15 protein-coding genes are annotated in these 14,318 nt (G+C 52.9%); 10 read left to right on the top strand and 5 right to left on the bottom strand.

Going from position 1 to position 14,318, the window contains the following annotated elements; genetic code table 11:
• Nucleotides 1–8 precede the first annotated feature (8 nt).
• The 3 genes from FIU95_RS10805 to FIU95_RS10795 all read right to left on the bottom strand — a co-directional run bounded on the left by FIU95_RS10805 (nt 9) and on the right by FIU95_RS10795 (nt 3,759).
• On the bottom strand, nt 9–1,175 hold the full coding sequence (locus FIU95_RS10805) for an acyl-CoA dehydrogenase family protein (RefSeq protein WP_152453777.1): 1,167 nt from the start codon (nt 1,173–1,175) through the stop codon (nt 9–11).
• Nucleotides 1,176–1,258: 83 nt separating this feature from the next.
• The gene (locus FIU95_RS10800; protein WP_152453776.1) at nt 1,259–2,866 is read right to left on the bottom strand and encodes an acyl-CoA carboxylase subunit beta; all 1,608 of its coding nucleotides are present in this window, start codon (nt 2,864–2,866) and stop codon (nt 1,259–1,261) included.
• Complete coding sequence (locus tag FIU95_RS10795) at nt 2,866–3,759, bottom strand: SDR family oxidoreductase (RefSeq protein WP_152453775.1); 894 nt, start codon at nt 3,757–3,759, stop codon at nt 2,866–2,868. The genes FIU95_RS10800 and FIU95_RS10795 overlap by 1 nt, the downstream gene beginning before the upstream one ends.
• Nucleotides 3,760–3,974: 215 nt before the next feature.
• Between FIU95_RS10795 and FIU95_RS10790 the strand changes: the two genes are divergently transcribed.
• Together FIU95_RS10790 and FIU95_RS10785 are read left to right on the top strand one after the other, a co-directional pair.
• A complete protein-coding gene (locus FIU95_RS10790; protein ID WP_152453774.1) occupies nt 3,975–4,628 on the top strand; it encodes a TetR/AcrR family transcriptional regulator in 654 nt (217 codons plus the stop codon).
• Between the two features lie 220 nt (nt 4,629–4,848).
• Entirely contained in the window at nt 4,849–7,446 is a 2,598-nt protein-coding gene (locus tag FIU95_RS10785) for a hypothetical protein (protein ID WP_152453773.1), read from the top strand.
• Here FIU95_RS10785 and yciH read toward each other — a convergent pair.
• Complete coding sequence (gene yciH / locus FIU95_RS10780; protein ID WP_152453772.1) at nt 7,443–7,766, bottom strand: stress response translation initiation inhibitor YciH; 324 nt, start codon at nt 7,764–7,766, stop codon at nt 7,443–7,445. The genes FIU95_RS10785 and yciH overlap by 4 nt on opposite strands.
• Before the next feature lie 200 nt (nt 7,767–7,966).
• On the opposite strand from yciH, the gene FIU95_RS10775 reads away from it, so the two are divergent.
• Nucleotides 7,967–8,800, top strand: coding sequence for an ion transporter (locus tag FIU95_RS10775; protein ID WP_152453771.1), 834 nt, complete (start codon nt 7,967–7,969; stop codon nt 8,798–8,800).
• Nucleotides 8,801–8,859: 59 nt separating this feature from the next.
• On the opposite strand, the gene FIU95_RS10770 is transcribed toward FIU95_RS10775, so the two are convergent.
• Nucleotides 8,860–9,402 carry a PaaI family thioesterase gene (locus tag FIU95_RS10770; RefSeq protein WP_253868569.1) on the bottom strand — a complete coding sequence of 181 codons (543 nt, stop codon included), beginning with the start codon at nt 9,400–9,402 and terminating at the stop codon, nt 8,860–8,862.
• A 32-nt stretch (nt 9,403–9,434) separates the two neighbouring features.
• Here FIU95_RS10770 and FIU95_RS10765 point away from each other — a divergent pair, with 32 nt between their 5' ends.
• The 7 genes from FIU95_RS10765 to FIU95_RS10740 all read left to right on the top strand — a co-directional run bounded on the left by FIU95_RS10765 (nt 9,435) and on the right by FIU95_RS10740 (nt 14,289).
• Entirely contained in the window at nt 9,435–10,577 is a 1,143-nt protein-coding gene (locus FIU95_RS10765) for a serine hydrolase domain-containing protein (protein ID WP_152453770.1), read from the top strand.
• Nucleotides 10,577–10,804: a SlyX family protein gene (locus FIU95_RS10760; RefSeq protein ID WP_152453769.1), complete on the top strand. Its 228-nt coding sequence runs from the start codon at nt 10,577–10,579 to the stop codon at nt 10,802–10,804. Before FIU95_RS10765 ends, FIU95_RS10760 begins: the two co-directional genes overlap by 1 nt.
• A gap of 17 nt (nt 10,805–10,821) precedes the next feature.
• Complete coding sequence (locus FIU95_RS21145) at nt 10,822–10,986, top strand: hypothetical protein (protein ID WP_172975379.1); 165 nt, start codon at nt 10,822–10,824, stop codon at nt 10,984–10,986.
• Nucleotides 10,987–11,551: 565 nt separating this feature from the next.
• Entirely contained in the window at nt 11,552–12,199 is a 648-nt protein-coding gene (locus tag FIU95_RS10755; protein ID WP_152453768.1) for an OmpA family protein, read from the top strand.
• 354 nt (nt 12,200–12,553) lie between these two features.
• A complete protein-coding gene (locus FIU95_RS10750; RefSeq protein WP_152453767.1) occupies nt 12,554–13,009 on the top strand; it encodes a hypothetical protein in 456 nt (151 codons plus the stop codon).
• Nucleotides 13,010–13,302: 293 nt separating this feature from the next.
• Nucleotides 13,303–13,851 (top strand): hypothetical protein, encoded by a 549-nt coding sequence (locus FIU95_RS10745; protein WP_152453766.1) that lies wholly within the window; start codon nt 13,303–13,305, stop codon nt 13,849–13,851.
• 48 nt (nt 13,852–13,899) lie between these two features.
• Nucleotides 13,900–14,289: an STAS/SEC14 domain-containing protein gene (locus FIU95_RS10740; RefSeq protein ID WP_253868567.1), complete on the top strand. Its 390-nt coding sequence runs from the start codon at nt 13,900–13,902 to the stop codon at nt 14,287–14,289.
• Nucleotides 14,290–14,318 lie beyond the last annotated feature (29 nt).

The following is a 14,318-nucleotide window of genomic DNA, read 5'->3' as shown; positions in this document are numbered from 1 at the left end:
GCCTGACCTTACGCGTTGGGTTTATGCTTGCCGGGCAGTATGCCCATCAGCTTACAGATAATACCGAGCATTACTTCATCCGCGCCGCCGCCGATAGCGGTGAGGCGGCTATCCCGGTAAGCGCGGTTGATTATCGTTTCCTCGATATAGCCCATACCGCCCCAGAACTGCAGGCATTGGTCTGGAATTGTGCGGGACAGGCGGCCAGCCTTGAGCTTGGCCATAGAGGCGAGGGTGGTGACATCTTCACCGGCTATATAGGCTTCCACTGCACGCCAGGTTAATGAGCGCAGGCACTCCACTTCAGTCTGCATTTCTGCGAGAGCAAAATGGATGGTTTGGTTGTCGATCAGGGGGGCTTTAAAGGCCTGACGCTCGCGCACATAGTCGATGGTGCTACTTACGCAGTTCTCCAGTCCTTTTAAGTTCAGCGCGGCGCCGGCGAGGCGCTCCTCCTGGAATTGCAGCATTTGCAACAGAAAACCGGCACCTTCATCGCCGATACGGAAATGTTTGGGCACCCGCACATTGTCAAAAAAGATAGGGGCGGTTTCTGATGAGCGCATGCCCAGTTTGTCGAGCTTTTCGCCGATGCGTACCCCTGGCGTTTTTGCCGGAATAATGATCAGGGATTTGTTGCTGTGGGCTTTGCCCTCACTGGTATTGACCAGGGTGCAGAAAAAGTCTGCGCAGGGGGCGTTGGTGATCCACATCTTGCTGCCGTTGATCACATAGTCGTCGCCATCGCTTTTGGCAGTGGTTTTAATTGAGGCGACATCGGAACCGGCGCCCGGTTCGGATACGGCGATTGCGCCGACCATCTCTCCGTTCACGGCGGGAATCAGGAACTGCTCTTTGAGATCCTGGCTGCCGAAGTTGGCTAGGGCAGGGGTACACATGGAGGTCTGCACTGAAATCGACAGGGGGACACCGCCACAGTGGGCACCGCCCAGCTCCTCCAGGAAAACGGTTTCATAACTGAAGTCGAGACCTAGGCCACCGAAGTCTGTGGACTTGCTGATGCCTAGCAGGCCCAGACCGGCTAGTTGTTGGAAAATTTCGCGGATGGGAAAGCGGCCGGCCTTTTCCCATTCCGCCACATTGGGGTTAATTTCCTGCTGTACAAAATTTTGTACGGTGCGCTGCAGTTCCCGGTGTTGATCGCTAAATATCATTATTATTTTCCCTGCCTTGAAGTGTGAACCAGGTGATGATGTGAATGGGCAACCGCACTTCCTTATTGCCCAGGTTTTTCGATCTAAAACCTTGCTACCCCGAAGGTGTTTTTATTCAGTTTGCTCTGCTCGGCCTCATTGCAAACTTCTAGCAACATGCCTAAAAGTTTGCGCGTATCGCGGGGATCGATAATGCCGTCATCCCAGAGGCGCGCACTGCAGGCGAGAGCATCGGAATTGCCCTGCATAAAGGCGCTGGTGTCGTTTTCCAATTTGTCCAACACCGTCTCATCCACATTGCCGCTGCGTTGCATTTTTTGCTCGGTGACGATGCGCATTACCTTGCCGGCCTGGGCTGCGCCCATAACGGCGGTGCGGGAATTAGGCCAGGCAAAAATAAAGCGGGGATCGAATCCGCGACCGCACATGGCGTAGTTGCCGGCCCCATAGGAGCCGCCCACGACAATGCTGAGTTTTGGTACGCTGGCATTGGCCACGGCCTGAATCATTTTGGCGCCGTGCTTGATAATGCCGTTGCGCTCCACCTCGGTACCCACCATAAACCCGGTGGTGTTATGCAAAAACAGCAGTGGCGTGCCACTCTGTTCGCACAACTGAATAAACTGCGCGGCCTTGTTGGCGCCCTTGGGGGTGATAGGGCCGTTATTCCCAATAATTCCCACAGGGAAGCCTTCGATACGAATATGGCCGCACACGGTTTGTCGATCGAATTCCGGCTTAAAATCCAGCATGGCGGAGCCGTCGGCAATCCGTGCGAGAATTTCGCGCACGTCGTAGGGCTTTTTACTGTCTGCTGGAATCAGGCCGAGCAGGTCCTCAATAGGGTGTAGTGGGTCCAGGTAATCTTTTTCTACAGAGCGTTTAATTGGTGAGGGTAGTGCGGCAATAATCTCTCTTGCGATGCGAATCCCATCGGCATCGTTCTCTGCTAAGTAATCGCCACTGCCGGATTCGGTACAGTGCATTTCCGCCCCGCCGAGGCTTTCCGCATCGGCAATTTCACCGGTGGCTGCTTTCAACAGTGGTGGACCGGCCAGGTACATACCGGTTTGCCCGCGCACCATAACGACATAATCTGACAGGCCAGGCTGGTAGGCGCCGCCGGCAGTAGCGCCGCCGTGTACTACGGTTACTTGCGGAATACCGGCGGCGGACATGCGCGCCTGGTTGGCAAATCCGCGGCCTCCTGGGGCAAAAGTATCGGTGGCATACATCAGGTTGGCGCCGCCACTTTGTGCCAGAGCGACTACTGGCAGATGGTTTTCCAGTGCGATCCGCTGCATTCGAAGGGCTTTATCCATACCGGCAGGTGAGATGGTGCCGCCTTTCACGGCATAGTTATCTACCCGCACCATACAGCGTCGACCACTGATTTGACCGATGCCGCAAATGGCGCCGCCACCCGCGCCGGTGCCATCCTGGTCGTCAAACAATTTATAGCCGGCGAGGGAGCACAGCTCTACAAAGGGAGCACCGGAGTCGAGGAGCAAATTTAGGCGCTCCCTTGGCAGCAGCCAGCCCCGATCACGATAGCGGGCAGCCTTGCTTTTTTCCGCTTGTATCGGGCGTTGCTCGGCCTCGCGAAACTGGTTGATCTGTTCCAACATGGCAGATTTGTTGTCATTGAACTCTGCCGAGCGGTTGTCGAGCTGGGAGTCAATCGGCTGCATTAGAGCTTGCCCTCCGCTTCCAACTCTTCCACTACCTGGGGCCGACGCTTGCGGTGGAATCCGTTATAGCGTTTGGAGTTACTGGCGGCTTGTGGTTGCCAAAGCGGGGAGTGATGCTTGAGGCTGGAGCCACCGTCGATGCGCAAGGTTTGGCCGGTGATATAGCTGGCTGCATCGGACAGCAGGAAACACACGGCGCCACTGACTTCGGCTTCCTCTCCCAGCCGGTAGAGGGGGATACTGTCGCGGAAGCCCGGCAGTAGCTCGCGCAGGAATTTTGGGTCATAGGTATCAAAACCGCTGGAGAGAATATAGCCCGGTGCTACAGCGTTAACTCGAACGCCAAAAGATGCCCATTCCAGTGCAGCCGTTTCGGTAATATTTTCCATGCCGGCGCGGGCAGCACCGGAGTGGCCCATCATCGGCATACCGCCCGCATTATCCGCCGTGATATTTACAATACTGCCGCCGTGCTGCTTCATCGACTGCACAAAGACTTCGCGGGACATTAAAAAGCCACCGAGCAGGTTGCTGCGCACAACAGCATCGAAGCCTTTTGTGTTGATCTGCTCAAGGGGGGAGGGGAACTGGCCACCGGCATTGTTCACTAAGCCGTGAATTTGGCCTCGGGCCTGGGCAATTTGCCCAACGGTTTCCTGGACGCCCTCTTCGTCGCGAATATCCAGGCTGAATATGCTGCACTCGCCACCATCGTTGTTGATCTCGCCGGCAACACGTTCCAACTTGTCCAACTTGCGCCCGATCAATATAACATGGGCACCAAGGCTAGCCAGTTCGTGGGCGATACAGCGGCCAATACCACTGCCGCCGCCGGTGACGATATGGGTTTGCTCGCTAAAGCTGCCGGAGCGCAGCTGGCTTTGATAGCGCATGAAAGTTTCCTTTTCTTGGGCCTGTCAGGCCTGTTCAATTTTTATTGTTCTTGTCGGCGCTTGCGCCCGCGTGTGGGAAAACGCAGAATAGCTTAACGCTACCAAGCAAGCGCTTGGTATTCAAGAGTTGGCTTCTTTTTAATCATGTGATTGTTAGGTTGCCGATCAGTCTGCAAAAGAATGCGAAAAAGAAAGCAAAGAGTTGGGAGTGTTTCGTGCAAGAGAGCGCACAGGTGGAGTTAGGTGAAGTACAAAGTGCTATGTCACCACAGCAGCTAATTGGAACCCTGGTAAAGGCGGGGGAGCTTACAGACCCGGCTTCTCCACGGGGGCGTCTACTTAATGCCGCCGCGCGCCTGTTTGAGCAAAAGGGCTTTTCACGTACCACCGTGCGAGATCTGGCTGCGCAAGTGGGTATTCTGTCCGGCAGTATTTTTCATCATTTCTCCAGTAAGGAGCAGATTCTCTGCGAAGTGATGAAGGAGGTAACGATTTTCGCCAGTGCCCGTATGCGCAGCGCGGTGGAGCTGGCCGCGTCACCTCAGGAGAAGCTGCGCGCCTGTATCCAGTCTGAACTTGAGGCCATTCACGAGCGGGCGGTGCCGGGCTTTTCCATCTTGGTGATGGAGTGGCGCAGTCTGTCAGAAAAAAGCCAGAAAGAAGTGTTGTTACTGCGTGATGAGTACGAGCAAATATGGCTGGATGCGATCAACTCGGCTCATTGCCCCGGCGGGGATGCCACAGTGGTACGCCGTCTTATGGTCGGTGCGCTGAGCCATACCTATAGCTGGTTTAAAGCCAGGGAGAATGGATTGACCATTCCTGAGCTGGCCGATCGGGCCTATCAAATCTTCGCGCCGAAGATTTAAACTCTAGATTTAAGAACTTTAAGTCTTAAACACGAAAGTAATACTAATTACCGGCAATGTGCCAATAAAACTGTGCACTTTGCCACCTTTCCTGCCAATTTCTCCTCTTTAAAGACTTTCCTGAGAACTGGTGCGCACCCGTTTTTTCCCGAATCTTTTACTCTGCGCGCAAGATGTAATAATTGTGACAATAAGTGTCACTTGGTGACAGGAGAGGGAAATGGCGGGCCAGGATTTATACCAGGTGGTTTCCACAGGACGGATGCTTCACGCCAAAAAACCAGAAGTGGTGACTCGGGATATCGCCAAACTATTCTCGATTCCAGAAGCACAGGCTCGCAGGTTACTGCTAAAGGGCTGGGTGATTAAAGATAGCTTGATATCGTCACAGGCCCTGGAGTACAGGGCTCGTCTGCACAAGATGGGGCTGCGTGCCGAGGTTTGTCCTGCGGGAAAGTTCGATAACCAGCAGTTGATCGCAAAAATCAAAGTAGCCCAGCGACGTAGGGCCAGTGTAGAGGCGAAGCCGTCAACCCAAACCGCATTGGAAACTGCTTCCAATGGTAAGGCTCTGAAAGAACAGGCTTTGAAAGAGGAAAAGGCGCTTCAGAGTGGGGAGGATTTAGAAAGCCCTACTGTGACTTCCGCAAAAGTGAGAGGCGGAAGTGCTACAGAGCGGCCAGAACCCCGACTAACCCCTCAAAAGACCAAATCAAAACCAGAAATGCCAGAGGCGAAAGGAAAAGAAAAGCCTCTCTTCAGTAGTAAGAAGCCAACCGTGACCACTTCAGGGGTAAGGGTTCTCCTTGGGCTACTCCCCGCGATAGTGACTCCTGCCGTTTTTATTTGTGTGGCAATACTGTGCCTTTATGGTGCCGGCGCACTGCTATGGCAAATTCCTCAGGCGGTTTGGCAGGGGGAATTAACTGGCGCTACTTTGCTGTTCAGTTTGGGGGGAGTGACAGTCATTGTTTTCTTAATGCTGTTGTTGGCTTTGCCCTACTTCTGCTTTCCCAGGGATGCTCGTACTCAGCCTGGTGAAAAACTCTTAAAGCATTCTGAAAGCAAAGACCTGTGGCGTTTGCTTGAACAACTATCAAACGCAACAAAGTTACCAAGGGTACAGGCTTTGATATTAAGCCCGGATGCCCGTGTCTACTGTGCCCCCAGATTTTCTGAGGTGATGCGCCAAGAGCTGCCACTAAATTTGGGGTTGGCCAGTGTCACTTCCCTGCGTGGCAGTGAGACCCTGGCATTGATGGTGCGCAACCTTGGCCTTTACCAGGGAAAGCTCAATGGTCTGCTGGCCTGGCTGGTTTTGGATGGAGTGCGCCGCCTGGAACTGATGCAGTGGGCTCTGGAAAATGAGCGAAGTGTATTGTGCAGCCGTGGTGAGCCGGGGCCGCTGAAACTCTTCCATCAAATGCTGGTTACCTGTGGGTATTTCCTGTTGCCATTGATCGAGCGACTCGAAAATCTGCACCGTGCCTTAACCCGGAGGAGTGCCCTTTATCTGGAATCCCGTGCGGACCTCTGGGCCGCAGATTTGATTGGCAGTGAGGCATTCACCGAGTTTGCCGGGAATTGGCATCGCCTGGTGCATGCAGACCTAATGGTTGCCGAGATTGCGCGAGAGGCATCAGCAGTGGGGCAGTGCTTTGAAAATATTCCTGCCGCTGTGGCCTGGACCCTGGAAAATCTCGATGAGGAAACCGGTAAAACCATCGAGCTTTCGATGAGTCAGGCCAGTGATCCCTGGGATGTCTTTGAAGCGGCAGATCTGGAACGTATTGAGAGTGTTCAGCAGAGCAATGTGAATGGGCGCCTGCAGAGGGCGTTTTCCCTGGAAAACCTCTTTGTCGATTTCCCCACATTGGCCAGGAACATCAGTGCGGAGGCGAGTGCTCCCGACTGTCAGGTAGTGGAGAATCGCCGATTACTCAGCTCCAGCCGTGAGGCGGAAGAGGCATTAGAGGTGATGGATGTTTATTTTAACCGCCTGCCGCCTCTGACTTTAATGCCCCTGCGCAGGCCAGCCTCACAGGAACTGCAGGCGATGGATTTGCAGAGCAGTATCGATTGGCTGCGCAGTAAATTAATTGAGCTGCGTGAGTTACGCGAGCAGCGCGAGAGCGCGCGCCTGCTGATGGTGACGATACAGCTGGGGGCGGCGTTGATTCGAGCCAAGGTGCGTATCGAACCGCAGGATTACTCCTTGAATAGTGCCAGCCTCGCAGCGGCTCAGGAAGCCGCGGCAGTAAAAAGGTCTGAGCTGGAGGAAATCGAACGGCAGCTCCAGCATATCTATTCAGTATTTTATCAAAGGCTTTGCTTGGCCGTTGTGGCGATGCCGGCGCGGGAGCGCCAGCAGGCACGGAGTCTGCTGAGCCAGCTGGCGGCTTATGAAGCGCTGGCAACACACATTGAGCGCCTTGCGGGTTACAGTACCAGTCTCGCAATCTTTGCGGGTCGACTGTCCCCGGACCTGGCCGAGCGGGAACTGGTACAGAAATATCTGGCCCTTTCCGCGCGGGAGCTGGATGCCACCTTCGCTACGGTGGAGTCATCTGAGTTGTTAAAAGCACAGGGATTGGATAGCGCGCTTTGTATTAAGGCCAAGCGTGAGCCATTGCAGCAGTTACCCCAGCGACATCAGGAAGCCTTGGCGGTGGTGCATACTATGGAGTCCCGCTGCAAATACGCGATTTCGATAATTTTGGAGCGCTACCAGATTCAACTGGCGGCTCTGCTGCAACGCTGCTTGGACAGAGAGGGGCAGTTGGAAGTGAATCCCTTGCGTCTCCTGCAGGCAGTCTAGCCGCCGGCGAGCTTAACTTTGTAGTTTTTAGATTCCAGCAGTGCTTTGATTTCGGTGCGCTTATCGCCCTGGATTTCGATTACCCCGTCTTTCAGGGCACCGCCACAGCCGCAGCGTTTCTTCAATTCTGCCAGCAGTAACTTCAGCTCACTATCTGTGCCGTCTACGCCGCGCACGCAAGTGACCCCCTTGCCTTTGCGCCCTTTGGTCTCTCTTTGGATACGTACGATCCCATCACCTTGGTGCTGCTTTTCCGCTGCGGGCTCCTCTTTGATACGACCGCGGTCGGTGGAGTAGACAAGACGATTTTCCTTGGCCATAGCGTTGGGCTCCTAAAAAACTTTGCACTGAATAGCTTGGGCGCGATTGTGCCCGAGGCGCGATGGAAGTCAAAGAGGTCGCCGTCAGTTCTGTAAGGAAGCGGAACAAGCGGAAGAAGCGGAATAGGGGGCGACCCGCCAGCCGCCAGCGGGTAAAATTTCGAGGCAAATCCCTAGCAGCTGGTAGAAGAGGTTAATCCATGGCGTTGACTGGACGTCGCAAACTGCTCAATGAAGTGATCTTTGGCACCGACACGCCCGCGGGGCGTAACTTCGATGTGTTCTTGATCTGGGCAATTTTAATTAGTGTTGGGCTGGTACTACTGGCTTCGATTGGCCCAATCGCACAACGTTACGGGGCGCTACTGACCACACTGGAGTGGCTTTTCACCGGTCTTTTTACTTTGGAATACGCTGCCCGTATCTACTGTTCGGTTAATCGGCGCAAATATATTTTCAGTTTTTATGGCGTTGTCGATCTGCTGGCGATTCTGCCCAGTTACCTGGCTCTTCTCTATACCGGGGCCACCTATCTGTTGGTGATCCGCTTGCTGCGGGTGTTGCGTATCTTCAGGATTTTAAAGTTGGTGCGCTACCTGCAGGATGCCAACCTGCTATTGCGGGCCTTGGGGCTGGCCCGGCGGAAAATTCTGGTGTTTTACTCCAGCGTCCTGGTGATGTGTATTATCTTCGGCTCGCTGATGTTTGTAGTGGAGGGGCCGGAAAACGGATTTACCAGTATCCCCACCAGTGTTTACTGGGCGATTGTGACCATTACCACCGTTGGTTATGGGGATATTTCTCCTCAAACGCCATTGGGGCAGGGTATAGCAGCCATGACCATGTTGATTGGTTATTCAATTATTGCCGTACCAACGGGCATCCTTACCGCTGAGCTGGCGGGTGAGATGCATCGCGAGCGCAAACATCACCGCTGTAATAACTGTGGCCGCAGCACCCATGATCCAGATGCGGAATACTGCAAGTTTTGTGGGTACCGGCTGGAGCTTCCCACATCAGCGGAAAAGGTGTGACCTGGTTGTGGGTGCCCCAAAGGGGCTTCCTACTGTCATGTGAGGCCTAGTTCGGCGGGCTACCATTCGTCTGGCACTTTTACAGCAACCACTTCTGCCTTTGCGCAAAGGCGCCCGTCGCTACGGAGGTCACAGTGCAAAATGGTCTTCTTGGGGCCGCGTTCGACAATAGAGGCTTCCAGGATTACCGGTTTATCGATGGCAGCGGGCGCCAGGTACTTGATGTCCAGCTTGCCAGTGGCAAACCAGATTTTATCCCCGCTGCCCACATTGCGACCCGCTTGCAGATAGCCATCGGCGATGGCGGTACAAATGGTATGACAATCAATCACCGTAGCGATAATACCGCCGTTCAAATATTGAGCGGGTCCGGCATTGTGGTACGGGCTGGGTGTAAATTCACAACGGGATTTATCCGGCTCTACCCAATAGCTTTTAATACGCAGGCCCTGGTCGTTGTCCGACCCGCAACCAAAACAATGGTTGCCCTGAATCTGATCCTGAATGGCGATTTGCTCAGTCATAACTATCCCTCGCTGTGGACGCGCCATAGTAACGATTTGCGCCAGGGAGGGGAAGAAACTAACCTTGCGGACTTGCAATAGAGTTACCCGAATTATCTGGACCTAGATACATGGAAATATACGGCTTTTGCGCCCCCGGTTTCGAAGCCCTGTTCGAGGCTTTCGGCAAAAATTTTCGCGAGTGTGGAGACACTGGTGCCGCCTTTGCGGTGCGACGGCAAGGTGAGTTGATCTGCTCCTTGTGGGCGGGCAGTGCCGACCGGGAAGGGGAGAAACCCTTTACGGAAGAAACACTGGTCAATGTGTTTTCGTCCAGCAAGGGGGTTTTAGCACTGCTCGCTATGCAGCAGGTAGAAGCGGGCACGTTGGATTTGGATCGCCCAGTCTCAGATTACTGGCCAGAATTTGCACAGCATAAGAAAACTGTCACCGCGCGCCAACTTCTCTGTCATCGCAGTGGCTTGGTCGCCTTTCGCGAGCGGGTTAAGGACAGTCTTATTTATGATTGGCTGGCGGCCTGCGATGCGGTTGCCCATACAGCCCCGTGGTGGGAACCAGGCAGTGAGCAGGGCTATGCGCCGTTTCTTTACGGTTGGAGCTTGGGCGGCCTGATAGAGCGCGTTGCAGAAAAACCATTATTGGAACTTTATCGGGAAATGCTAGCCAAACCCCTCAATCTCGATGGCGGCTTTGGTGCAGTGGGACATCTTTCGAGCCGCATCGCCGATGTGAGCCCGCTGAAACAACCATTGCCGGAGCTGCGTGAGAATGCCATTGGCCGGGCGATCAAAGAAGATCGCAAAGGCCCGGTCGCTATGGCGTTTAGTAATCCGGTGAGCCTGATGATGGGAACTAACAGCCCCGAGTGGCGCAATGCCTTGATTCCCGCAGCCAATGGTCATTTCAGTGCGCGGGATCTGGCGACGGTTTACGGTGATCTGGCAGGGGGAAATCCAACAACCCTTGGACAAAAATGGGTGGATGAAGCCTCGCAAGAACAGAGTTGTGGGCGGGATAAAGTGCTTCAGGCTGAGGTGAGCTTTGGTTGCGGCTTTATTCGCAGTAGTCACTCCGCAGATCTGCGATTCGGCGGAAAGCAGGGATTTGGCCATCCAGGTGCGGGCGGCAGTGTCGGTTTTGCCGACCCAGAGCAGGGCCTGGGAGTGGGTTACATCACTACACGACTGGGGCAAAGTCTGTTTATGGATCGCCGTGCGGTTGGCCTGGTTGAGACACTGTACGGATTATTGTAATGACAGAAGAAGTTTTAAAACTCATGGAGCGTATCGATGAGCTGGAGAGCCGCTTGGCTTTTCAAGAGGATACGATCTCCCAATTAAATGACGTTATTACGCGCCAAGATGCGGATATTCGCTCAGTGGTGGCGAGACTGCGTGAACTTGGAGATAAGTACAGTGCTCTCACCTTCGAAATGCAGGGTGGGGGCAGGCAAGCTGACGAAAAGCCACCCCACTATTGAGCGGTGTTGAAAAATAGTTGAGCGGTGTTGAAAAAATGGGCGGTGAATTCGGTGACTATTCATTATTCACTGCTCCATCAATGAGTGGCGCTAGAAAACAAATATGGCGCAAATTTAAAGAGTTTGCCCTGACAAGAATCGTCAAAAATTATCGAAAATATTTTGGCGCCACTTCACTATGACCGTAAGTATTAAAGTGTCTAAAAAAAGTCTGTCTTGTGACGTCTTTGCTATTGACAAACTTTTCCACACTTAAAACTGGGCAGCTTGACGTCTGATTATTTATCAATACAGTTTGTGCATAAATTTTAGACTGGTTCTAACTTATTGTTTTTAAAGCAAAAACTAGAGAGTTTAAAAAATATGCAAATCGCTGCAGGCGAGACTGCATGCCGCCTGGCGCGTACCTCTGTTTATTAGTGCACAGAGTTATCCACAAAACCTGTGGAAGAAGTCTGGTTTGATCGCTTTTTATTCAACTGCTGTGGATCTCTGGACCACAGGAAATATCACAGAAATATCGTAGAAAAGCATCGCAAGAAGATACTGCAACTGAGAGCTTCGAAGCCTGCAATGGGGACTGGTCAATAGAACTGGAATTGGCTTCGTCGTATTCTCCACATAATTTGGTTGGGTTGATTCAGCCGCCGGTCAGCTTTTAGCTGGATAATGCCGGCACTGTGCAGGAGCACTGAACTCAGTGCGTCTCGATACCCGTTTATTAAAAGTGCGTTAGGAGAACCAATAATGAAACATTGGGTAGCAATTCTCGCTATGGGCTCACTGGTAGGCTGTTCCACTCTGGACCCTTACACCGGCGAGAGTAAAACCAGTAATGCCGCCAAGGGGGCTGGAATGGGCGCTGTAGCTGGCGCTATTGTTGGCGTGGCAACTGCGAGTAAGAAAGACCGCAAGAAGGGGGCTCTTACCGGTGCCCTGGGTGGTGCTGCGATTGGTGGCGGTATTGGTTACTACATGGACCGCCAGGAAATGGCTTTGCGTCAGCGCCTGGAAGGTAGCGGTGTGCGAGTTCAGCGTGAAGGTGACAATATTCGCCTGATCATGCCGGGCAATATCACCTTCGGAACCAATCGCTCAGATATCCGTACCGATTTTTACGACACCCTGGAATCGGTTACTGTGGTTTTACAGGAATTCAACAAGACCGCTATCCGTGTGAGTGGCCATACCGACAGCACGGGTTCCGATGTATATAACCAGTCCCTGAGTGAGCAGCGGGCCAATTCTGTGGCGAGCTTCTTTAGCCACAATGGTGTTTCTGTCGGCCGCGTGCAGGCCGTTGGTTATGGTGAGCGCTACCCGCTGGCCAGCAACGACTCTGAGTCTGGTCGTCAGGCCAACCGTCGGGTTGAGCTGGAATTACTGCCACTGTAATTCTTTTGTGCAGCTGAACTGATAAACAGTTGCATGTCACTGCGTCTAGATGCTCCTTGGCCTCAATGATGATCTTGTACGCAGTGACACAAGCCTTTCTTTCCTATTTGCGCCTTGCGCCATCTCAGCAGAGATTCCCCATTCTCCTGTAATAATTCACGCCCCCTCTGTCTCTGTGAATCACCGATCTTCACAGGCCCCACATTATTGTTTGCCTGGTTGTTTTTTATACGGATGTAGGTTTTCTCAAGGAATGAAATACCGATAAATCCTTTCAAGATAAAAAAACCGGCGATCTATTGGGTGGCTGTGCTATCCCTAGATCAACAAAGAAAAGAAAAGTGGAGCAGAGTCGTGAGTCATCGCTTGTTCAAGTGGAGTACCATATGGGGTTTTGCCCTGGCGCTAGTGGCTATTCAGGCTTTCACCTGGCAGGGTGCAGCGATTGAATCTGGCACTAACCTGGAGGTCCGTTTTACCGAAGCGGCCGTAGTGGCGCAGGTAGAAGTGATTGGTATCCATCGGGATGTGGACAGTGCACTCTCGGAGCCGGGTGTAACGGCGATCTCCGGTTATGTCTATTCCGCGGTGCCTGGCCAGGTTTGGAAAGGCATAGTGGCGGATCAAATTACTTTTCGTCTGGGCTTGGAATACTGCGATAAGAAACTTGAGAAAGGTGAGAGTTATCTGATTTTCGCCAGGCTCGACAGCTATGGCAGGCTGCAATTGCACAGCTGCGATTCAGCGGTTGTTGAATCCGAAGCTGAGGCACTGTTGGCGGAGCTCAAAGCATTTAGCTCCCAGGGCTGACACCTTCAGTAAATCTCGCACTCATTAGAACATTTGGTTGTAAGTTGTCAGCCAGTTACAGCAATCCAGACTCTTCTGTTCAAGTCCATTGCCTTGAAGAACTTTCATGGCGGGTTATTCTTATCATTATTGGCGCCACCTTCTTTGGCCGATAGCAGTTGATTATGCTTTGCTCGGCGTCAAAAGGCTGTAAGGCCAGCCAGTTTCGCGCAATAAGTAGATTCCCAGAGTACTGGGTGCTGGCCATGCAAGAGCGCAATTTTTGAAACTGCCCGGGGTCGAGAGGTCGACATATGAAAAAGTTATTGATTCCACTGATCATCCTGCTGTTGATCATCGGATACTTTATGTCTCGCAGTGGCGAGCATAAAGCCAAAGAAGCTTACGATTCGATGAATTCACCCAATAGTGAGCAGATGAATGACAATTCCAAGCCATCTGGCAGCGGAAGTGATTCAACCTCTCCAAATGGTACCGCCACGCCCCCGGACGGTATGGGGAATCCCGATGCCCAAATGCCCCAGGATTCTGAGCAAACCGACCCCGCACCTCCCGGTGGTGATGCCAGCGCCGGAGAGGGCCCTGACACTATGGGTGCAGGCCCCATGCCGGGATCATCAGGAGATAGCGGTGCCAGTGGTCCCCCTCCAGTTCCTGGTGCCGATGGGGATGCGGCGGATACGCCCGATGCAGATTCCGACACTTCAACGGATAATGTGGTAGAAGATGCCGCTAAAGAGGCCCAGAGAGAAGTGGAAGGTGCAGATAATCTGGATGACAGTACACCGGATAGCGATAGTGAAATCGACCAGGGCATGAAGACTAACGAAGATGAGCCCTAAGTAATGGATTGCTAGATATAAAGGAGGCACTGCGGGCTACCGGTTCAGGTGGCCCGCAACTTTTGCAAAATGATCGAACATAAGTGGCTACAGGGACATACCGTTTTACAAATTCGGCCTAGAGGAAAATTTAGGGCAGAGGATTTTCATCAGCTGGCAGAAAAAATAGATCCCATTATTCGGGAGCAGGGCAGGATAGAGGGGCTGCTGATCGACGCTCAAGATTTTGCGGGATGGGAAGATTTTGTCGCGATGATCTCACACTTTCGATTTGTGCAGGATCACGAGAAACATATTCAAAGAATTGCCGTAGTGTCAGACAATCCGGTATTAAAATTTATGCCGCATCTGGTCTGCCATTTTATCAGTGCAGAAGTGCGGCCTTTCCCGCAGGATGAATACTCCGAAGCTCTGGCATGGCTGGAAAATCCAGGTTAGCATCGCGCACCATTTAACTGTTACATGGA

It is taken from the genome of Microbulbifer sp. THAF38, from assembly GCF_009363535.1.
Classification (GTDB): domain Bacteria; phylum Pseudomonadota; class Gammaproteobacteria; order Pseudomonadales; family Cellvibrionaceae; genus Microbulbifer.
Note: the sequence above shows the minus strand (reverse complement) of the source record. Positions and strands in the feature narration are given on the sequence as shown.

Coding starts and splice junctions, on each gene's coding strand:
- FIU95_RS10795 (WP_152453775.1), bottom strand. CDS start 3,759: ATGCGCTATCAAAGCCAGCTGCGCTCCGGCAGCTTTAGCGAGCAAACC.
- FIU95_RS10785 (WP_152453773.1), top strand. CDS start 4,849: ATGGCGGGCCAGGATTTATACCAGGTGGTTTCCACAGGACGGATGCTT.
- FIU95_RS10755 (WP_152453768.1), top strand. CDS start 11,552: ATGAAACATTGGGTAGCAATTCTCGCTATGGGCTCACTGGTAGGCTGT.
- FIU95_RS10765 (WP_152453770.1), top strand. CDS start 9,435: ATGGAAATATACGGCTTTTGCGCCCCCGGTTTCGAAGCCCTGTTCGAG.
- FIU95_RS10775 (WP_152453771.1), top strand. CDS start 7,967: ATGGCGTTGACTGGACGTCGCAAACTGCTCAATGAAGTGATCTTTGGC.
- FIU95_RS10745 (WP_152453766.1), top strand. CDS start 13,303: ATGAAAAAGTTATTGATTCCACTGATCATCCTGCTGTTGATCATCGGA.
- FIU95_RS10760 (WP_152453769.1), top strand. CDS start 10,577: ATGACAGAAGAAGTTTTAAAACTCATGGAGCGTATCGATGAGCTGGAG.
- yciH (WP_152453772.1), bottom strand. CDS start 7,766: ATGGCCAAGGAAAATCGTCTTGTCTACTCCACCGACCGCGGTCGTATC.
- FIU95_RS10800 (WP_152453776.1), bottom strand. CDS start 2,866: ATGCAGCCGATTGACTCCCAGCTCGACAACCGCTCGGCAGAGTTCAAT.
- FIU95_RS10805 (WP_152453777.1), bottom strand. CDS start 1,175: ATGATATTTAGCGATCAACACCGGGAACTGCAGCGCACCGTACAAAAT.